This is a genomic window from Phenylobacterium sp. RIFCSPHIGHO2_01_FULL_69_31, assembly GCF_001824475.1.
In the GTDB taxonomy this organism is placed as follows: Bacteria; Pseudomonadota; Alphaproteobacteria; order Caulobacterales; family Caulobacteraceae; genus Phenylobacterium.
Genome location: NZ_MHXN01000037.1, coordinates 1 through 20,097, shown reverse-complemented (window position 1 = coordinate 20,097; position 20,097 = coordinate 1). Strand labels below are relative to the sequence as shown.

Annotated in this window: 18 protein-coding genes, 1 tRNA gene and 1 riboswitch; of the genes, 10 read left to right on the top strand and 9 right to left on the bottom strand. The window is 69.8% G+C overall.

Features of this window, described 5'->3' with window-relative positions; genetic code table 11:
* Nucleotides 1-121: 121 nt before the first annotated feature.
* From A2790_RS19610 to A2790_RS19580, 7 genes are all read left to right on the top strand, one after another.
* Nucleotides 122-397, top strand: a complete 276-nt coding sequence (locus A2790_RS19610) for an HU family DNA-binding protein (protein WP_293395279.1) — start codon at nt 122-124, stop codon at nt 395-397.
* A gap of 82 nt (nt 398-479) precedes the next feature.
* Nucleotides 480-661: riboswitch (yybP-ykoY riboswitch) on the top strand.
* Between the two features lie 15 nt (nt 662-676).
* Nucleotides 677-1,261, top strand: a complete 585-nt coding sequence (locus A2790_RS19605; RefSeq protein ID WP_293395276.1) for a TMEM165/GDT1 family protein — start codon at nt 677-679, stop codon at nt 1,259-1,261.
* Between the two features lie 24 nt (nt 1,262-1,285).
* The gene (locus A2790_RS19600) at nt 1,286-2,683 is read left to right on the top strand and encodes a peptide MFS transporter (protein WP_293395273.1); all 1,398 of its coding nucleotides are present in this window, start codon (nt 1,286-1,288) and stop codon (nt 2,681-2,683) included.
* A gap of 36 nt (nt 2,684-2,719) precedes the next feature.
* Nucleotides 2,720-2,796: transfer RNA gene (locus A2790_RS19595), tRNA-Val, on the top strand.
* A gap of 95 nt (nt 2,797-2,891) precedes the next feature.
* On the top strand, nt 2,892-3,782 hold the full coding sequence (locus A2790_RS19590; RefSeq protein WP_293395270.1) for an alpha/beta hydrolase: 891 nt from the start codon (nt 2,892-2,894) through the stop codon (nt 3,780-3,782).
* Complete coding sequence (locus tag A2790_RS19585; protein WP_293395267.1) at nt 3,782-4,702, top strand: aldo/keto reductase; 921 nt, start codon at nt 3,782-3,784, stop codon at nt 4,700-4,702. The genes A2790_RS19590 and A2790_RS19585 overlap by 1 nt, the downstream gene beginning before the upstream one ends.
* Before the next feature lie 82 nt (nt 4,703-4,784).
* Nucleotides 4,785-6,710 carry an NAD(P)/FAD-dependent oxidoreductase gene (locus A2790_RS19580; protein WP_293395264.1) on the top strand — a complete coding sequence of 642 codons (1,926 nt, stop codon included), beginning with the start codon at nt 4,785-4,787 and terminating at the stop codon, nt 6,708-6,710.
* A 1-nt stretch (nt 6,711) separates the two neighbouring features.
* Here A2790_RS19580 and A2790_RS19575 read toward each other — a convergent pair whose 3' ends face one another.
* From A2790_RS19575 to lptF, 9 genes are all read right to left on the bottom strand, one after another.
* Nucleotides 6,712-7,725, bottom strand: coding sequence for a DUF2891 domain-containing protein (locus tag A2790_RS19575; protein WP_293395261.1), 1,014 nt, complete (start codon nt 7,723-7,725; stop codon nt 6,712-6,714).
* Nucleotides 7,706-8,659, bottom strand: a complete 954-nt coding sequence (locus A2790_RS19570) for a DUF979 domain-containing protein (RefSeq protein WP_293395258.1) — start codon at nt 8,657-8,659, stop codon at nt 7,706-7,708. Before A2790_RS19570 ends, A2790_RS19575 begins: the two co-directional genes overlap by 20 nt.
* Complete coding sequence (locus tag A2790_RS19565) at nt 8,656-9,324, bottom strand: DUF969 domain-containing protein (protein ID WP_293395255.1); 669 nt, start codon at nt 9,322-9,324, stop codon at nt 8,656-8,658. Before A2790_RS19565 ends, A2790_RS19570 begins: the two co-directional genes overlap by 4 nt.
* Nucleotides 9,325-9,366: 42 nt before the next feature.
* Entirely contained in the window at nt 9,367-10,191 is an 825-nt protein-coding gene (gene rsmA / locus A2790_RS19560) for a 16S rRNA (adenine(1518)-N(6)/adenine(1519)-N(6))-dimethyltransferase RsmA (protein WP_293395252.1), read from the bottom strand.
* Nucleotides 10,188-11,192 (bottom strand): 4-hydroxythreonine-4-phosphate dehydrogenase PdxA, encoded by a 1,005-nt coding sequence (gene pdxA, locus A2790_RS19555; protein WP_293395249.1) that lies wholly within the window; start codon nt 11,190-11,192, stop codon nt 10,188-10,190. The genes rsmA and pdxA overlap by 4 nt, the downstream gene beginning before the upstream one ends.
* Nucleotides 11,189-12,550: a peptidylprolyl isomerase gene (locus A2790_RS19550; protein WP_293395246.1), complete on the bottom strand. Its 1,362-nt coding sequence runs from the start codon at nt 12,548-12,550 to the stop codon at nt 11,189-11,191. Before A2790_RS19550 ends, pdxA begins: the two co-directional genes overlap by 4 nt.
* 54 nt (nt 12,551-12,604) lie before the next feature.
* Nucleotides 12,605-14,938 (bottom strand): LPS-assembly protein LptD, encoded by a 2,334-nt coding sequence (locus tag A2790_RS19545; RefSeq protein ID WP_293395243.1) that lies wholly within the window; start codon nt 14,936-14,938, stop codon nt 12,605-12,607.
* A 91-nt stretch (nt 14,939-15,029) separates the two neighbouring features.
* Entirely contained in the window at nt 15,030-16,133 is a 1,104-nt protein-coding gene (locus A2790_RS19540) for an LptF/LptG family permease (protein WP_293395240.1), read from the bottom strand.
* Nucleotides 16,130-17,269 carry an LPS export ABC transporter permease LptF gene (gene lptF, locus A2790_RS19535; RefSeq protein ID WP_293395237.1) on the bottom strand — a complete coding sequence of 380 codons (1,140 nt, stop codon included), beginning with the start codon at nt 17,267-17,269 and terminating at the stop codon, nt 16,130-16,132. Before lptF ends, A2790_RS19540 begins: the two co-directional genes overlap by 4 nt.
* A 126-nt stretch (nt 17,270-17,395) precedes the next feature.
* On the opposite strand from lptF, the gene A2790_RS19530 reads away from it, so the two are divergent.
* Genes A2790_RS19530 through A2790_RS19520 form a run of 3 tightly spaced genes read left to right on the top strand, consistent with a single transcriptional unit; the run spans nt 17,396 to nt 19,638 of the window.
* A complete protein-coding gene (locus A2790_RS19530; protein WP_293395235.1) occupies nt 17,396-18,844 on the top strand; it encodes a leucyl aminopeptidase in 1,449 nt (482 codons plus the stop codon).
* Nucleotides 18,845-19,318 (top strand): DNA polymerase III subunit chi, encoded by a 474-nt coding sequence (locus A2790_RS19525; RefSeq protein ID WP_293395232.1) that lies wholly within the window; start codon nt 18,845-18,847, stop codon nt 19,316-19,318.
* Nucleotides 19,315-19,638, top strand: coding sequence for a peptidase inhibitor I78 (locus A2790_RS19520; RefSeq protein ID WP_293395229.1), 324 nt, complete (start codon nt 19,315-19,317; stop codon nt 19,636-19,638). The genes A2790_RS19525 and A2790_RS19520 overlap by 4 nt, the downstream gene beginning before the upstream one ends.
* Nucleotides 19,639-20,097: the final 459 nt, after the last annotated feature.

Here is a 20,097-nt window from a genome sequence, read left to right as displayed (position 1 = left end):
TTCCCGCGCCGCTGCCGTTTGACGGCCACGCTTTCCCATGCGTGAATTCGAACAAGGCGTAGGCGGGCGAGGCCCAAGACCTGCCGCGCCAAAGAAGAAATTGGGCTGGGAGAAAACACATATGACGAAGGCCGAACTCGTCTCGGCGATCGCCGACAAGGCGGGCTTGAACAAGGCGCAGGCCAAAGAGGCCCTCGACGCCTTCATGGAGTCCGTCTCGACCTCGCTGAAGGCGGGCAATGAGGTCCGTCTGGTTGGCTTTGGCAGTTTCGTGCCCGTGAAGCGCGCCGCCGGCGTGGCGCGCAACCCGCGCACGGGTGAAAAGGTGAAGCGTCCGGCCTCGCAGACCTGCCGGTTTCGCGTCGGCGATTCGCTGAAGAGCACGCTCAACAGCTGATCCGAAGGGGGATTTGAAAGGGGCGGCCGCCTGTCGCGGCCGCTCTTTTCGTTTGGCGCGGGCCCCGGCCCTAGGGTAGGAGGCGAGCATCTTCGGGGAGTAGCCGTCCGCACCACAGCGGAGCCCGCGTCAACAGACTTGGTCCGTCTCGGACCATGGCGCGTGCGGCGGACCTTCAGGTCCGGATTGGCGAGACCGGCGATGCGGCCTCCATAGCCCACGGGCGCGGCGGAGGTTTTGCGTCGTCGTGTCGAACGCCGCGTCCCTGGTGTGTGCTCCTTGCTCGAAGCTTTCTTCATCTCCACCGGCCTCGTGGCCGTGGCCGAAATCGGCGACAAGACTCAGTTGCTGGCCATCGTGCTGGCGGCCCGGTTCCGCCGGCCGGCGCCGATCATCCTCGGCATCCTGGTGGCGACCCTGCTCAACCATGGCCTGGCGGCGACCCTCGGCTTCGTGGTCGCCAAGTACCTGTCGGGCCCAGCGTTCCAGATCCTGGTGGCGGTCGGCTTCCTGGCCATGGCGGCCTGGGCGCTCATCCCGGACAAGGACGACGAGGAGGCCGGCAGCCGGACCGCGGGCGGCGTCTTCCTCACCACCCTGGTGGCCTTCTTCCTTGTGGAGATCGGCGACAAGACCCAGATCGCCACCACCCTGCTGGCCGCACGGTTCCAGGACATCGCCATCGTCGCCGCAGGCACCACCCTCGGCATGATGATCGCCAATGTGCCCGCCGTGTTCCTGGGCGAGGGGGCGACACGGATCGTGCCGCTGCGCTATGTCCGGATCGCCGCTGCGGTGGTCTTCGCCCTCATCGGCGGGTCGTTGCTTGCCGCGGCCTTCCTCAAGCCGGGTTTTTCCTTCTAAGTTCCGGCGGGTTTGGAGAATCCGATGACGAGCACGACCGCCGATCGCGGCGATACGGCCTTCCTGGGCCATCCGAAGGCGCTGGGCTATCTCGCCTTCACCGAGGCCTGGGAGCGGTTCTCCTACTACGGCATGCAGTCGCTGCTGGTCCTCTACATGACCAAGACGCTGCTGCTGACGCCCCATGTGGAGCAGATCGCCGGCTTCGAGACCTTCGAGCGGATCATCCAGGCGGTCTATCAGCCTGGCGCGTCCACCCAGGCCATCGCCTCGGCAATCTTCGGGCTCTACACCAGCCTCGTTTACCTGACCCCCATCCTGGGCGGGATCCTGGCCGACCAGCTCCTCGGCAAGACGCGGACGATCGTGCTGGGCGGCCTGCTGATGGCGACGGGCCATTTCCTGATGGCCTTCGACGCCTCGTTCCTGCTGGCGCTCCTGTGCCTGGTGCTGGGCACCGGCTGCTTCAAGGGCAATATCGCCGGCCAGGTGGGCGCGCTCTACGGCGAGGGGGATCTTCGTCGGGCCGACGCGTTCCAGATCTTCTACCTGGGGATCAACGCCGGGGTGATCGCCGCGCCCCTGATCGCGGGCACCCTGGGCGAGACGGTTGGCTGGCACTACGGCTTCGGCGTGGCGGGCGTCGGGATGCTGGTGGCCCTGGTCATCTACCTGGCGGGCCGCCGGCACCTGCCGCCCGATCCGCCGCTCCGCCGTGGCCACAAGACGGCGCGGCCCAAGCTGCAGCCAGGGGAGGGCCGCACGATCCTGCTACTCATCCTGCTGCTCCCGGTGCTCTCCGCCTCGGTGCTCTGCAACCAGCAGATCTTCAACGCATACCTCGTCTGGGCCGACCGAAGCGTCGACCTGACCTTCGGCGGCGAGAAGGTCCCGACCACCTGGCTCATCACCCTGGACAGCGTGGCCTCGGTCTCGTTCCTCGCGGGCATGGTCGTGTTCTGGCGGCTGTGGGCCAAGCGGTTCAAGGAGCCGGACGAGATCGGCAAGCTGACCATCGGCGCCTTCGTCTCGGTCACCGGCGTGCTGTGCCTGGCGGCCGGCGCCATGATCGCGGAACGCACGGGAACGCAGGTCAGCATCTGGTGGTGCGTGCTCTTCCACCTCCTGAACAGCATCGCCTTCGCGAACATGCTGCCGGTCTCCCTGGCGCTCTACGCCCGTGCGGCGCCGGCGGCGGTGGGAGGCACGATTATCGGGATCTACTACCTGCACCTCTTCGCGGGGAACCAGACGGTGGGCATCCTGGGGACGCTGCTGGAAAAGATGCCCGCCAGCCAGTTCTGGCTGCTGCACGCCGCCATCGCGATGGGGGCGGGCGTCGTGTTCCTGATCGTCGGCCGCTTCTTCGCCAAGTGGCTCAGCCACGAGAACACCAGCGAAGCGCGCGGACAGGCGGTCTAGGCTTGACCGCGCAACTTGGCTTAGAAGGCGCTCTGCGGGCGGCTAGCTCAGCTGGTTAGAGCACCTCGTTTACACCGAGGGGGTCGGGGGTTCGAATCCCTCGCCGCCCACCATCCTGCTTCGCCCTCCGGGCGTCGCAGGACTGGGGCCGACAGAGGGGGCGAGGCAGGATGCCCTTCGGAGCTTCAGCGAAGAAGGGCGAAGGGACATGAAGCCATGGCTGCTGGGCCTGATCGCCACCTCGCTCGCCAGCGCCGCCATGGCTGAGCCCGCCACCGTCCAGGACTACATGGCCCAGCCGCGCATCGCGGCGGACGTCCGGATCGCCTACGGCGCCGAGCCGGCGCAGGTGGCGGAGCTGTTCCTGCCCAAGGGAAGCGGCCCGCATCCCGTCGTCGTGCTGATCCACGGCGGCTGCTATCTGGCCGAGTACGAGGGGCTGCCGCAAACCAGCGGCCTTGCCGCCGACCTCGCGCGTCGCGGCTATGCGGTCTGGAACGTCGAGTACCGCAAGCTGGGCGAGGCGGGGGCAGGATATCCCGGGACTTTCCTGGACGTGGCCGACGCCGTGGATGGCCTCCGCACGGCGGCGCCGAAGCACGGCCTGGATCTTGGCCGCGTCATCGCCGTGGGCCATTCCGCCGGCGGACACCTGGCGCTGTGGGCCGCATCCCGGGCCAAGCTGCCGCGCACGAGCCCGCTGTGGCGCGCCGATCCGCTGAAGATCGCCGCCGTCATCAGCCTGGGCGGCATCGGCGACCTGAAGGGTCAGGCGCACATCTTCGCCGGCGCCTGCGGGCCCGAGCCGATTCCCCGGGTGATCGGGCTGGCCGAACGCCCCGACGCCTATGCCGACACCTCGCCCGCCGAACTGCTGCCGACGGGCGTGCGGGTGACGATGATTTCCGGCGAGCTCGACCACGTCATGCCGCCGGCCACCGGCCGCGACTATGCCCACCGGGTGCGCGAGGCGGGCGACCCCGCCGAGGCCGTGGGCATCCCGGGCACCAGCCACTTCGACGTGGTGATCCCGTCGACCGAGGCCTGGACGACGGTCGTGGCCCCGGCGATCACCGCCGGCGTCGACGGGCTTCGCTGATGCGCTACCGCCCCCTCGGCGCCACGGGGCTTACCGTGTCCGAACTGGGCTTCGGCTGTGCGAGCTGGTGGGGCAAGCCGCGGTTCGAGGAGTGCACGGCCATCGGCTTGGTCCACGAAGCCATCGACCAGGGCGTGACCCTATTCGACACCGGCGCCAGCTATTCGGCGGGGGAGGCGGAGCCGCGCCTCGGGCGGGCGCTCAAGGGGCGCGACGCCGGGCGCCTGGTCATCGCCACCAAGGCCGGCACCTACCACGCCGGCGGCGGCCGCATCGGCCGCGACATGTCGCCCGCCGCCATCGTCGCGAGCACCGAACGCAGTCTCCGCAACCTGGGCCTCGAGGCCCTCGGCCTGCTTCAGCTCCACGGGCCCGCCATCCACGAGCTGAACGACGAGATGCTGGAGACCCTGGCCGGCCTGAGGGCCAGGGGGCTGGTCCGGGCCGTGGGCCTGAACAGCTTCGACCCCGCGGTCATGGCCCACGCCGTCGGCCTGCCCGGCATCGACGTGATCATGGTCGACTACAACGTCCTGCGGCCGGGGCGCGAACCGCTGATTGCCCGCGCCGCCGCGGCGGGGAAGGGGGTGCTGGCCGGCATGCCCCTGGCCATGGGACACACCCGCCCCTTGCTGGCACGGCTCAAGGGCCCCCAGGACGTCTGGTACGCCGCCCGCGCCCTGGCCAAGCATCGCGGCGAACTCGCCCGCGGCCGGCGCTTCCGCTTCCTGCATCGTCTGCCCGGCATGTCAGGATCCCAGGCGGCCCTGGCCTATGTGCTGGCGAACCCTGGCGTCAGCGCAGCCGTCTTCGGCGCCACGCGGCCGGAGCACCTGCGCGAGAACCTTGCGGCCTCGGGCATGCTCCTGCCCGCGGATGTCATGGCCCGTATCCGCAGCGCACAGAACGCAAGCCATTGACGTGACGTGAGGACTTCCGCCGGCCGGCGGCGGGAGTCATGCTGCCTATCAGAACAACGATAAGTTACAGGGCAGGAGCAAGATGGCCGGCGTTCCCGCGAACCTCGAGGACATGCTGAAGGATGCGCACCTGCCGGCGCTCCTCACGGCAATGGTGCACATCACTGGCGACACGGGCTGGCTGCGGCCTGAGTGGGCGCCGACCTACAACCCCATGGACCGCGCGGACCTCGGTATCCCGGAGGAGCGGCAGGCCGAAGCCCGCAAGGCGGTCGCAGAGGCGATCCGGACCCATCTGGGCGGCAAGCCGCTGCAGATGGCCAATCCCGACACGGCGACGCTGCGTCGGCAGATGGACTTCGTGGCCGGCGCCCCGATCCCCGAGCAGTACGTGGACTTCCTGGTCGACGAGCTGACCCTGGACGGCCGCAGCACCAAGGACCCGCAGTTCGAGCAACCGCAGCTCAAGGCCGCCGCGCGCAAGCTCAACGTCCTCGTCATCGGCGCCGGCATGTCCGGTCTGCTGGCCGGCATCCGCCTCAGCCAGGCGGGCGTGCCGTTCCAGATCGTGGACAAGAACGCCGACGTGGGCGGCACCTGGTTCGAGAACACCTATCCCGGCTGTCGGGTCGACAACTCGAACCACATGTACAGCTATTCCTTCGAGCCCAACCACCTGTGGCCGCAGCACTTCTCGCCTCAGCCGGTGCTGCTGGAATACTTCCGCGGCATCGCCGCCAAGTACGACCTGCGCAAGCACATCCGGTTCGAGACGCTGGTGGAGAGCCTGGCCTGGGACGACGGCCGCGCGGTCTGGCGCGCGACGCTGAATGGCAAGGACGGCCGGACGGAGATCGTCGAAGCCAATGCGGTGATCACGGCCGTGGGCCAGCTCAACCGCCCCCGCATGCCGGACATCCCGGGCCTGGGCAGCTTCGAGGGGCCGGCGTTCCACTCGGCCGAGTGGCGGCATGACGTGGACCTGAAGGGTAAGCGCGTGGGCGTCATCGGCACCGGCGCCTCGGCCTACCAGTTCGTGCCGGAGATCGCGCCGGAGGTAGCGAGCCTGACCGTCTTCCAGCGCACGCCACCCTGGGGCCTGCCCGTGCCGCACTATCACGACGACGTGCCGGACAACATGAAGTGGGTGCTGGAGCACGTGCCCTACTTCGACAAATGGTACCGCTTCTACCTGTTCTGGATGACCACCGAGGGCTTCCTGCCGATGGTGAAGTCCGACCCGGCCTGGACAGGGCCCGCCACGGCGGTGGGGCCGGAGAACGCCATGCTGCGCGAGATGGCGACCCTGTCGCTCCAGGCGCAGATCGCCGACCGCCCCGACCTCGCCGACAAGGTGATCCCGCAGTACCCCATCGGCGGCAAGCGGGCGGTGCTGGACAACGGCGTCTGGATCGCGGCCCTGAAGCGCGACAACGTCAGCCTCGTCACGGACAAGGTCACCGAGATCACCGCCAAGGGCGTGCGCACCGCCGACGGCGTGGAGCACGAGTTCGACGTCCTGATCTACGGCACCGGCTTCCAGGCCTCAAACTTCCTGTCGTTCCTGAAGGTGAAGGGCCGGGGCGGTCGCGACCTGCACGAGACCTGGGGCGGCGACGCCAAGGCCTATCTGGGCATGACCGTGCCGGGCTTCCCGAACTTCTTCATCACCTATGGGCCCAACACGAACATCGTCGTGAACGGCTCGATCATCTTCTTCTCGGAGTGCTCGGTCCGCTACATCGTCGGCTGCCTGAAGCTGCTGGCCGAGAGTGGGGCCCGGGCGCTGGAGCCGAAGAAGGCGGTCCACGACGACTTCAACCGCCGGGTGGACGAGGCCAATGCCGGCTGGGCCTGGGGCTCGCCGCATGTGTCCAGCTGGTACAAGAACAGCTTCGGCCGCGTGAGCCAGAACTGGCCCTTCGGCCTCATCGACTACTGGCGGGCCACCCTGGCGCCGAACCCCGACGACTTCGTGCTGGAGAAGACGCCGGAGCCGGTCGCCTAGATCAGTCTCCGGTCAGGGCCAGGAGGGCGAACGAGGCCAGCCAGTGCTCGCCCATGTAGTCGCCAGCCACGTGGGGCAGGCTGGCGGCCAGGTGTCGCGCCGCCGCCGCCTCCATCGCGGGCCGGGCCACATGGACCGCCGGCAGCGCCGCGGCCAGGTTCCGCCAGCACCAGGCGCGGGAAAGATTGAGGCCGTCCAGGTGCGCGATCTTGCCGTCCGTGCGATCGGAGGGTGTCGCGGGCGTGAACAGGCTGGCGGGCGCCTCGCGGTCGGCGGCGGGCAGGTAGGCGGCGAACCACGCGGCGAACGCCTCTGCAGGCAACAGCCGGCGCAGGCATTCGGCGGTCATCAGGGTTGGCGAGAGGAAGTCGTCGCCCGACGGCTCCCACGCCTGGGCGTCGCGGTCGCCCAGGTGCCAGCTGCGCATCTTCTCCGCGAATAGGGCCAGCAGCGCCTCGTCCCCCACGGCGCGGGCGTAGTCGCTGGCGAGCGCGATGGCGAAGCTGGTCGAGGAGTGGACGCCCGTCCGGATCGGGTAGGTGGCGAGGGGCAGGAAGTCCCGGAACCGCTGGGCGAAGGCGTCGGCCAGGGGTTGGTGCGTCGCGGCCCACGGCGCGTCATGCGCCAGCAACTCGGCCTGCAGCTTCAGCAGCCAGCCCCAGCCGTAGGGCCGCTCGAAGCCGCGGGACAGCGGCCTGGCCAGATAGGCGGTCTCGGCGGCGACGTTCTCGGCGGTGAAGGCCTCGTTGAACAGCGCCCGGATCGCCGGGGCTTCCGGCACGTCCGGGTGCAGCCGCAGTACGGTCGCCAGGGTCCAGTAGCCGTGGACGCAGGAATGCCAGTCGAAGCTGCCGAAGAAGATCGGGTGCAGGTCGCGCGGGCCCTGCACGTCCTGCGGACCCGCCAGGACGTGGTCCATCTTGTTCGGGTACTCGCGGGCCACGTGGCTCAGCGCCAGCCGCGCGAACTGCGAAGCCAGCGCCGGGGTCAACCGTTCAGCGGAAGGCGAGGACATACATCAGCACCGTGTTGGCGATCAGCAGGGGCAGGGCGGTGGGGATCTGCGCCTTGATCACAGCGTGCCGGTCGGGCAGCTCCAGCAGCGCCGCCGGCACCAGGTTGAAGTTGGCGGCCAGCGGGGTCATCAGCGTCCCGCAGAAGCCCGACAGCATGCCTATCGACGCCACCACGGCCGGATCGCCCCCGAACTTGTGGATCAGGATCGGCAGGCCGATGCCCGCGGTCATCACCGGGAAGGCGGCAAAGGCGTTGCCCATGATCATCGTGAAGCCGGCCATGCCCAGGCAATAGACCGTCACCGCCGTCAGCCGCGCGTCCATCGGGATCCAGGTGGTGACCAGCTCCCCGATCACCTCGCCGACCCCAGCCAGGGCGAAGATGGCGCCCAGGGCCGCCAGCATCTGCGGCAACAGGGCGGCCCACCCCACGGTGTCCATCAGCCGCCGGCCCTCCTGCAGCGGGCTGATCAGCGGCTGGCGCAGCAGGATCAGGCCGACGCCCACGGCGATCACGGCGGCCAGGGCGAGGGACAGCAGGGTCGCCTGCTTGGGATCCAGCAGGGGCGTTCCGCCGATCGTCACCGGCTTCAGCACGAGGACGCCGAACGCCACGACGACGGGAAGCGTCAGCGCCGGGATGAACAGCTTCTCGCCGAACCGCTCGGCGAGCGCGCGCCGTTCCTCCGCGGACGTCGTGGCGGGCGCGCCGCGGCCCAGCAGCCCCAGCCCCGCGATGCCGGCCAGCCCCAGCACCAGGATCCCGTTGCCCAGGTTGCCCAGGTGGTCGCCGGCCAGGAAGCTCAGCGCGACCAGGCCCCAGAACGCCGCATTGCCCAGCCGCTTGCGGTTGTTCCGGTCGAGAGCGCTCAGGACGGCGAAGGCGGCGAAGACGAGGCCGGCGAGGACATAGACCGCAGAGAGCTTGATCACGCGCCCGCCCTCCGCCGCAGCCGCCGGTCGAAGAGGATCAGCCGGCCCGCGTGCAGCACGAAGGCGACGATGGCCGTGGGGATCGCCCAGAGCGACAAATGGATCGGATCGATGACGATGCCACTGGCGGCCAGGAAGCCCACCATCAGCAGGATCGAGCCGATGGCGATGAAGATGTCCTCGCCGAAGAAAAGGCCGATGTTGTCGGTAGCCGAGGCCATGGCGCGGGTGTCCTGGCGGGTCTCGTCGCTGAGCTCGCCGGTGCGCGCCTCGACCGCGCCCTCGGCCATCGGCGCGACCATGGGCCGGATGCTCTGCGCATGGCCGGCGATGGAGGTCAGCCCCAGCGCCGAGGTGATCTGGCGGAAGGCCAGGTAGCCGATGAGGAAGGGGCCGACCGAGACCCCCTTGAACCGGGCGATGAGCGCCCTCGCGCGCTCCTGCAGGCCGGCCCGTTCCACCACGCCGATGACCGGCAGGACCAGGTAGGCGGCGCTCACGAACCGGTTCTCGTTGAACGCCTTGCCGAACGCCTCCAGCATCTCCACCGGCGACAGGCCCGCGGCCAGTCCCGTGACGAAGGCGGCGATGGTAACCACCAGGAGCGGATTCAGCCGCACGGCGAAGCCGACCACCACGGTGGCCACGCCCAGAAGCGTCAGCATGCCGGCTCCCCACACGATTCCGCGCCCATTGGAGCCTCTCGGCTAGCGGCGGGCAAGCCAGGCGTCGGCGAGGGCCAGGAAGCCCGCGACCGGTATCACCTCAGCCCGCGCCTGCGGGTCGAGCCCGGCGGCCAGGATCAGCTCCTCGCCGCCCAGGACCTTCAGGCTGGACCGCAGCATCTTGCGCCGCTGGCCGAAGGCGGCGGCCGTCACCTTCTGCAGGGCGTCGAGGCGCTCCGGGCTGGGGCGCTCGGCCAGGGGCTCCAGGCGCACGACGGCGGAGTCCACCTTCGGCGGCGGGGTGAAGGCCCGCGCCGGGGCGTCCAGGACCCGCCGGGCCTTGCAGGTCGCCTGCACGATCACCGCCAGCCGGCCATAGGCCTCGTCGCCCGGCCCGTCGGTGATCCGGTCGGCCACCTCGCGCTGGAACATCAGGGTCAGGGACTTGGGCGTCCAGGGCCCGGTCAGCCACTTGATCAGCAGCGGCGTGCCGACGTTGTAGGGGAGGTTCGACACCAGGTGCGCCGGCTGTCCTGCGGCGATCGCCGCCTCGTCGACCTTCAGCGCGTCGGCGAACACCAGCGCCAGGTTCGGCGCGACGTCGGCCACCTCCTGCAACAGCGGGCGGAACCGCTCGTCCATCTCGACAGCCGTGACCCGCGCGCGGGTCTCCAGCAGCGCCCGCGTCAGCCCGCCAGGGCCGGGCCCCACCTCGATCACATGATCGCCTTCGCCCACCTGCGCCAGGCGGGCGATCTTGCGCGTGACGTTGAGGTCCAGCAGGAAGTGCTGGCCGAACGCCTTCTTGGCCCACAGGCCATGCGCCTCCAGGGCCTCGCGCAGGCTGGGCAGATCTTCGAGGCTCAAGGGCGTCGCCGCGCGATCTCGTCGGCCAGCCGGATGGCGGCGATCAGGCTGTCGGGGCGCGCGATCCCGCGGCCCGCGATGTCGAAGGCGGTGCCGTGGTCGGGCGAGGTGCGCACGATCGGCAGGCCCAGGGTCACGTTCACCCCGCCCCAGAAGTCCAGCATCTTGATCGGGATCAGGGCCTGGTCGTGATAGAGGCACAGCGCCGCGTCGTACGTGGCGCGCACCTCCGCCGGGAACAGGGTGTCGGACGGGTAGGGACCGCGCGCATCGACGCCGAGGTCCTTCAGCGCCCGGATCGCCGGCTCGACGATCTCGACCTCCTCGCGCCCGATGGAGCCGCTCTCGCCCGCGTGCGGGTTGAGGCCCGCCACGGCCAGGCGCGGCCGGTCGATCCCGAAGTCCCGGCGAAGCGCCTGGGCGGTGACCAGGCCCGCATTGACCACGGCCTGGATGTCCAGCTTGCCGGACACCTGCGCCAGCGGCTCGTGCACCGTCACCAGCGTCACCCGCAGGTCCGCGGCGGTCAGCATCATGATCGGGCCGCGGGCGCCGTCGTAGCTCGCGGCGGCGGTCAGCTCGCCCAGGAACTCGGTATGGCCCGGAAACTTGAAGCCGGCGGCGTACAGCGGCGCCTTGGCGATCGGGGCGGTGACGACGCCGGACACTGTCTTCGACAGCGCCAGGCCCGCCGCGGTCTCGATCCACTGGATGATCGCCGGCGCGGCGGCCGGGGAGGGCTGGCCGGCCACCACCGGCCCGCGAAGCGGCAGGTCCAGAACCGGGATCGCCGTCGGGAACAACGCCTCGGCCTCGGTCGGGGACGAGATCGGCCGCACGAGGCCCGCCGTGGACGTCGGGGCGGAGGCCACCGCCCGAGCATCCCCCACCACGAAGAACGCGGGCCCCTGGTCCTTCAGCGCCCGCCACGCCTTGACGACGATCTCCGGGCCGATGCCGGCCGGGTCGCCGAGGGTCAGGGCGAGCGGGCCGGTCCTCACTTCGTCTCGATGGTGGCCGAGTTGCGCAGGTCGCGCATGTAGCGCCGCGCGATCATGCTGAGCTGCTGGCCCCGGAGGCGCCGCTCGATCTGGTCCTTGTCGGTCTGCGCGCCCCCGGCGGTGCGGCGGCCGCAGACGGCGATCAGGTGCAGGCCGGCCGAGGTCCGGATCGGGTCGGAGACCTCGTTCACCTGCAGCTTCTCGGCCGAGTCGCGGAAGGCGGGCGCCAGGTCCGCAAGTTCCGCCTCGCCCAGGTCGCCCGCCACGACGCCCTGCGCCCCGGCCGCAGCGGCTTCCAGGCCGGCGCAGTCCTTGATCTGGGGCTTCAGCGCCGCGAGCTTGGCCCGGGCCGCGGCCTCTTCGTCGGCCGAGGCCGTCTGCGGCAGGCCGATGGCGACCTGCTTGAGGTTGACCATGGTTGCGTTGCCGCCGGCGCGCTTGTCGCGCAGGTAGAGGATGTAGACGCCGTCCTTCACCGGGATCGGCTGGCTGAGCTGGCCGGGGCGCATCTGCTCCAGCACCGCCTGGACCTCGGTCGGCATCTCGCCCGGGCTCACCCAGCCGGCGTCGCCGCCGTTGGCCGCTGTCGGCAGGGCCGAGAACTGGCGCGCAACGGCGGGGAAGGGGGCGCCCTGCTGCATCTGGGAGACCAGCTGCTGGGCGCCGGCCATGGCCTGCGGCATGCCGCCGACGCGGTTCGCGTCGATCAGCACCTCGCCGATGTTGTACTGCGGCTTGGCGGCCTGGGCGGTCAGCAGGGCCTGGGTGGCGGCGATCTGGTCGTCGCCGACCCGCAGGCGCGAGCCATAGCGGCCCTGGATCCAGCGCGACCAGCTGATCTGGGCGTTGAGCTGGCGCTTCAGCGTGTCGACGCCGATGCCGCGCGAGGCCAGGAACGCCATGAACTGCTCGGGCGCCATGTTGTTGCCGCGCGCCATCTCGGCGATCTCTTCGTTGATCTCGGCGTCGTCCGCCAGGATCTCGATCTTCTGTTCCTTCTCGACGCGGCGCAGCTCCTGGAACTGCAGGTGCTCGTCGACCAGGGAGACCAGGGCCTCGCGCTGGAACTGGGGCAGGTTCTCCTGCGTCGGCTGCACGCCGGAGGTGGCGATCAGCAGGCGCATGCGCTGCGCCAGGTCGTAGGTCGAGATGATGTCGTCGTTCACCACCGCGGCGACGGACTCGGAGAGGCCGGCCGGCGCGCGGGGCGCGGCCGGGGCGGGGGTCTCGGCCGGCGCCGTGCCGACCGCTTCGCTACCCGGCTGCTGCGCCACGGCATGGGGCGCGGCGGCCACGGCGACCAGCGCGCAGGCGACCGCCGCGCTCCGCGCAGTGGGACCGGTCAGATAACGCATCATGGACGAGAGTCTTCCTTCGTGGCGTGGCGAGCAGTCAGCAAGTTCGTCGCCATCCTACCTGCCATTGAATGAGCCGCCCAATGTGGCGAGCGTTAGGCGAACGGAGACCGACTCGCTGGGTAGCAGACGACCGATGATCGTGTCCTCGCGGCGATAGATCACATCCACCCGCAGGCAGTCGTCCCGATAGAACACGCCGACGTCGCGGATGACCCAGGAATCCTGCGCCAGGTCGCGGTTGCCGTAGAAGCTGACGCCGTAGTTCTTGCCGACGTACAGTTCCCCGCCCAGGTCCAGGTTCTCGCGCTTCGTGCCGTTGATGTCGAAGTCGTCGGTGAGATAGCGGACGAAGCCGTTGCCGTACTTGTTGTAGACGTTGGCGCCGGCTTCCAGGCGGTGGATGTCCAGGTTCTCGCTGTCGAGGCGCGCGCGGGCGAACATCGAGACGCCGCGGACCGGCTGGGCATCGGCCGACACGATCCAGTCGGACGACTTCGTCCGCAGGCCCGATCGGTCGGTGAAGACGGCGTTCTGTTCGGTGCGGAAGCTGCGGCCCACCAGGAAGTTCGCGCGCCGGCCGTCGTCCCACATCACCGTGGCGCGCGCGGCCATGTTCAGGCGCACGCCGTCCTCGTACAGGTCGTAGCCCGGGAACTTGTTCGCCCGGAACAGGGTCGTCTCGTCGAACTCGAACGCGACGCTGTCCTCGTTCAGGTAGATCTTCTCGCCGGTCGTGGCGTCGCGGCCGATGACCACCTGCTTGGCGTTGGGCGAGGCGGCCACCTGGAGCACCGGCTCCAGCACGATGGTGGCGTCCTTGGTCCGCTTGAAGAACGGATAGGTCACGTCCACGCCGGCCGTGGCCAGGGCGCGGGTCATCTCGTCGCTGCGGGTGGCCGAGCCGACGCCGGTCAGGATGTCGTCGAGCCGGTAGGCGTCGGCGCGCACATTGACGAACGACTCGAAGCGCAGGCCGCCCGAGGAGGTGAACGCGCGGCGCCAGTCCAGCTCGCCCGTCGCCCGCGCGCTGTCCAGGCCCGGCAGGCGCTGGGTCAGGTCGGTCTGGGACTGCTCGCGGCTCAGCACCACGGCGCTGGTGTGGACGCGAAGCCGACCGCCCAGGATCTTCGGCGCCGGCTCGTAGTGGCCTTCGATCAGCGGGCCGATCACCGGGAAGACGCGGTCGTTCTCGCCCGAGGCGAAACCGGTCACGGGATCGATGGCGCCGGGACGCAGGCCCTGGATGCTCATGGCCGCCGCCGAGAAGTAGGACCGCTCGTCCTGGCGGATCGTATAGAGCTGCGAGATCAGCCGGCGGTCGTCGGCCACATAGGGCCCGCGGCTGATGTAGACCTTGCCGACCTCGTACTTGTCGAAGATCAGGTCGTCCGACGAGCGCTCGGCCGTGAAGCCCCACAGCCACTTGTCGTCGATCTGGAAGGCGCCCCGGCCCAGGATGTAGCTGCGGTCGGTGCTGGTTCCGACGATCTCGTTGCCCTTGCCGTCGAAGTCGCGGGCGTGGGTGTAGCCGAAGCGCAGGTTGACGTCGCCGGAGTAGAAGCGCTTGCGCAGCTCGCCGTTGAGGAACGGCGCGATCTTGGAGTTGATTTGCGGGCTGACGATCAGGTCCGCCGACTTGGAGAAGGCCCAATAGTAGGGCTGCTCGTAGGACAGGCCGCGACGGTCCGAGACCGAGCCCTTGGGCACCAGGAAGCCGGAGGTGCGGTCCGCCGCCGGGTCGGCGTGCCAGAACACTGGCAGGTAGGCGACCGAGACCCCGAACAGCCGGAAGCGCGCGTTCCGATAGTAGACGATCCGGCGCTTCTTATCCCGCACCACCCGCTCGGCCGCGATGGACCAGGTCGGGGTCTTGGGCGAACCGTCCTTCGCGCAGATCTCGCACGGGGTGTAGATCGCCTTGTTGAGCTCTTCGATGTTCTCGTTGCGCTTGGCGGCGCTGGCCGCGGCGATCTTCACGTTCTCCTGGAGGCGCGCGGAGAAGCCCAGGGCGACGCCGGCCCGCATCTCCTCGTCCAGCACCATCTCGGTGGCGTATTCCGAGGAGCCGTCCTCGTTGACGATGGCGATGTTGCCGATGGCGCGGATCACGCCGGACTTGTCGTCATAGACCAGCTTGTCGGCGCGAAGGGTGCGGCCGTTGTAGCGGACCTCGATATGGCCATTGGCGGTGGTCACGCCCGCGTCGTCGTCACGGATGACCTCGTCGGCCTCCATGTACATCTCGTCCTGCTGCAGCCCGTCGGCGCTGGGCGGCGTGGGCGCAGGCGTCTGCGCATGGCCCGTGGCGGTCCACAGGACAGCGATCGCGGCGCCGGCCAGGAGGGCGCGCTTGCCTGCTGCTTGAGGCGTACGCCTGCGCGGACTCATCAACCCTCTCGATCCCCTCTGGCGCGAAGCGAAGCGCCCGGCGGCGTCTATTGTGTCAGGCCTGCGATGCATAGACTCGCGGCAAAACGATTCAACCGTCTTCGGTGTAGCAAAGCAGGGTCACGCCAGCGAGCAGCGCGACCACCGCAGGCGTCCAGGCGGCGGCGAACAGCGGCAGGATGTCGGCCTTGGCCAAGGCGCCGGCGAACTGGTTGAAGAAGAACATCACGAATCCCAGCGCCACGCCCGCGCCCGCCAGGCCCGCAAGGCCGCCCAGCCGCGCCAGGCGCAGCGAGAACGCCGCGGCCAGGATGGACATGGCGGCGAACAGCAGCGGCGTGGCCAGGAGCTGGTGCAGCCGCAGCCGATAGCCCGCGGCCGAGAAGCCGGCCTGTTCGGTGAGCTCGATCGCCTTGGGCAGGCGCCAGAACGCCACCGCCTCCGGTGAGGCCAGCCGCTCCATGGCCGCCTCGGAATCCAGCGTGGACCGGATGGAGAGGCTGTCCGAACGGATCGACGAATCGCCGGCCGTCGCCTCGCGCACGTCCTTCAGCCGCCAGAACCCCGGCATCAAGGTGGCCTCGCCCGCCTCGAGCCGCCGGCGGAAGACCGGCGTGCCGCGCTCGTTCTTCTCGTAGATGAACAGCGAGACCCCGCGCAGGGTCACCGCCCCGCCGCGCATGTCCCGGGCCTTGGCGTGGATGACGATCTGGCTGGTGTCGTCGCCCTGGCGCAGCCAGATGTCCTGCGGCTGGTCGCCGAGGTAGCCTTCCATCATCCGCGCGCGCTCGGCCTCGAACCGGGCGTTCAGGCTGGCGGCCAGCGGATTGATCCCCGCCACCGCGATCACGCCGAGCACGAACGCGGCCACCGCCGAGGGCAGGATGAACCGCCAGGCCGAGATGCCGGCGGCGCGCATGGCCACCAGTTCGCTGCGCCGGTTCAGGCCCACGAAGGCGCTGATCCCGCCGAACAGGAAGCAGAAGGGCAGCAGGATCTGGATCAGCGACGGCACCCGCAGCAGGGTCAGCCCCAGGATGCTGTCGGCGCCCACGTCGGCGCGGGTGCCCACCTGGCCGGTCAGCTCCACGAACTGGATCAGCACGACCACCGCGGTGATCACGCTGAACCAGGTCAGCACGCCCAGGAGGACGTAGCCGATCACATAGCGCTCGATCCGGCCCAGGCCCGTCACGCCCGGGCTCCCGCCAGCACGTCGGCCCGGGGCCGGGTGATGTCGATGTACCGGCTGACCTTCTGGCGGAAGATGGCCGCCATCGCCCCCCAGACGCAGAGCAGGGGCACGGCGTACTGGCCGATGTTGAGCCAGGCGTTGTCCTCGCAGGCCGACTGGACCAGGAACCCGGCCAGCCGCACCAGGGCCGCGATCGCCCCGATCACCGCGATCCGGCGGCCGTAGCCGAACCGCGAAAAGCCGCCGCCGATGATCGCCGCCAGCGCCAGGGCCATGAAGGCGATGTTGTAGAGCGGGGAGGCCAGGCGCGCGTTGCCCTCGGCCAGGAGCTCCAGCCGGTTACGGCGCTCCCAGTCCTGCTGCAGGTCGGGGAAGAACAGCTCATGGAGGTAGCGGTCCGACGGCTTGTAGTGGATCAGCTCGTCCGAGTTCGCCAGCGGCTCCAGGTCGAAGATGTACTCGTCGAAGGTCAGGTAGTTCAGGACGCCGCGCCCTGAGAACTCCTGGTTCGAGCCGTTCTTCATGAACAGCGCCGGCCGGCCCTGGGCGCGCCCCACGCGGCCCTGCTCGGCGGTATAGGTGGTGGTGGCGCCGTCGGGCTTGATCTGGTGGATGAACAGGTTGCGCAGGTTCCCCTGGCCGTCGACGCTCTGGGCATAGACGGTCAGTCCGGGCGCCGGCTCGGTGAATTCCCCCTCGCGCACCAGGGTGGCGGCCAGGTCCGTGCGCACCTGGAACAGCTCCTGGCGCAGGGTCCGGAACGACAGCGGCTGGACGAAGATGTTCAGCAGCAGGGCCAGGAACGCGATGGTGCACGCCAGCCGAATGGCCGGCGAGATCACCCGCCACCGGCTCATGCCGCCGGCGAAACAGACCACGATCTCCTGCTCGGTATGCAGCCGGTTCAGCGCCACCAGCGCCGCCACGAACACCGCGATGGGCAGGATCAGGTTGATGAGCTGCGGCATGTACAGCAGCGTCACCTTCAGGAACACGAGCGCGCTCTGGCGCTGGTTCACGATCAGGTCGAGGCCCGCCAGGCTCTGGCTCAGAAGCGCGACCGCCGTCAGCGCCAGCGTCGCCAGGACGACCGGCCCCAGGAGCTGGCGAAGGAGATATCGGTCTATCAGGCGCATCTTGCGAAAAGCGGGTAGTCCGGAGAATTAGACGCGCCCCGGCGGCGGACCTGTTCTAAACCATGCGTCGCCGCCCCGCACAACTGGACCGTGGGCGCGCAGCGAGAGCCTTGAGAGAGAGTACCGATGGATATCCAATTCGTCGCCCCCGGCGCGGGCGTTCCCGCGAAGGCCGCCGTGGTTCGCATCGTCTTTGAGGGCGACACCCACGAGGGCGCGATCGGCCAGGCCGTTGCGGCCAGCCGCTTCACCGGCGGCAAAGGCCAGACGCTCGACATCCTGGCGCCCCAGGGCCTGGACGCGGCGCGGCTGGTGCTGGTGGGCGCGGGCAAGCGGGACGGCTTCGATGCGGTGGGCGCCGAACACGCCGCCGCCACCGGCTACAACGCGGTGAAGGCCTCCGGGCTGGAGCTGCTGCGCATCGAGGGCGCGGCCGGCGCCGACCTGGCCGCGCGCGCGGCCCTGGGCGTCCGCCTCGCCAGCTACCGCTTCGACAAGTACCGCACCAAGGAGCCGGCCGAGAAGAAGCCGTCCGTGGTCAAGACCGAGGTGGCGACCCCGGACGCCGACGCCGCGCTCGCCGCCTTCGCGCCCCTGGCCGCCCTGGCCGACGCCATTAGCTTCACCCGCGACCTGGTCTCCGAGCCGCCGAACGTCCTCTACCCCGCCGAGTTCGCCGCCCGCGTGAAGGCGCTGGAGACCCTGGGCCTGGAGGTCGAGATCCTCGGCGAGGTGGAGATGAAGGCCCTCGGCATGGGCGCGCTGCTGGCCGTGGGGCAGGGCAGCATCCGCGAGAGCCAGCTGGCGGTGATCCGCTGGAACGGCGCCGCGGACAAATCCGCCCAGCCCATCGCCTTCGTCGGCAAGGGCGTCTGTTTCGACACCGGCGGCATCTCGATCAAGCCGGCCGAGAACATGGAGGACATGAAGTGGGACATGGGCGGCGCCGCCGCCGTGGCCGGCGTCATGCATGTCCTGGCCGGCCGCAAGGCCAAGGTGAACGCCGTGGGCATCCTGGGCCTCGTGGAGAACATGCCGGACGGCAACAGCTATCGGCCCGGCGACGTCCTGACCTCCATGTCGGGCCAGACCATCGAGGTGGTGAACACCGACGCCGAGGGCCGCCTCGTGCTGGCCGACGCCCTCTGGTACTGCCAGGACCGCTTCAAGCCCAAGTTCATGGTCGACCTCGCCACCCTGACGGGCGCCATCATCATCGCCATCGGCAACGATCTGGCCGGCTGCTACGCCAACGACGAGGACCTGGCCGCGGGCCTGCTGGCCGCGTCGAAGGCCGAGGACGAGGGCCTGTGGCGCATGCCGCTGCCCGAGGCCTACAACAAGCAGATCGACTCCATGATCGCCGACATGAAGAACACCGGCGGCCGGCCGGGCGGCTCGATCACGGCGGCCCTGTTCCTCCAGAAGTACGTCAACGGCACGCCCTGGGCGCACCTCGACATCGCCTCCACCGCCTGGAAGAAGCCGTCCTCCATCCCCACCAGCCCGGACGGCGCCACCGGCTTCGGCGTGCGCCTGCTGAACCGCATGGTCCAGGACAAGTACGAGGGCTAGGTGGCCAGCGAAGGCTCCGACAGGGCCGCCTGCGAGGTCTGGTTCTATCACCTGGAGCGCACCGGGCTGGACCAGGCCTTGCCGGAACTGCTCGAGAAGACGCTGCAGCGGGGCTGGAAGGCCGTCGTCCGCTCCTCGGCGGCCGAGCGCATCGACCACCTGGACGGCTGGCTTTGGAGCTACCGGGACGAGAGCTTCCTGCCGCACGCCCCCTCGGACGAGCCCGGCGCCGCGCGCCAGCCGATACTCCTGACCACGAGCCAGGAGAACCCGAACCAGGCCGACGCCCTGTTCCTCATCGATGGGGCCGAGCCCGGCGAGCTGGACGGCTACAAGCGCTGCGTGGTCCTCTTCGACGGCAACGACGACGACCAGTTGCGGAAAGCGCGGCGCCAGTGGAGCGCTGTGAAGGCCCGGGGCTTCCCGGTGTCGTACTGGAAACAACAGGCCCGCGGTTGGGAGAAACAGGCATGAAGCACGCGGTCGCCCTTGCGGCTGTCCTGGCCCTGGCGGCCTGCTCGACGGCGCCCGCGCCGGCCCCGCCTCCGCCGCCCCCGGCGTCAGGCCCGCCGCCCGCCAGCCCGGCGCCCCAGCCGGTCGCCGACGCCTGCCGCGCGGGCGAGCATCAGCACCTGGTGGGCCGGCCGCGCGCGGAGATCCCCGTGCCGGTGAAGCCCGAGCTGCAGCGCGTCGCCTGCACCACCTGCCCGGTGACGATGGACTTCAATCCCAACCGGCTGAACTTCTTCTTCGACGCCCAGACCGGCCTCATCAAGGAAGTCCGCTGCGGCTAGGCGGCTGCACTCATGGATGCCGATAGGCGAGATGATGCGACCTTGGCCCACACCGACGAGCGGACCGCCCAAGGTCATCGAAGGGGTGGAATGCCCCTTCTCCTCGCCCCCCGAGCGAAGCGAAAAGAGGGGAGAGGGTAGGGAGAGGGGCGGCGCGGACCTTCCCGCCGCCGCTCCAGGTCCAGCCAGGACGCATGGAAGGATGCTCGCCGCCGCACGTGCCGATGGGCCATGGCTGGGCCACAGTGGAAACGGCGCGTCCTGCGTCGCCCCTCTCCCTACCCTCTCCCCTCTCGCTTCGCGTGGGGGAGAGGAGGATCACCCGGCGAGACTGGCGGGAGGTCGCCGCGGCACACCAGCGGACGCCCCGCATGTCCGCAACTGATGCTGTGGACGGCTCTCCACCACCCGCGGGAGCATAGCTCCTGCTGAAGAGGAGGAGAGCATGGGTCAGGTGGT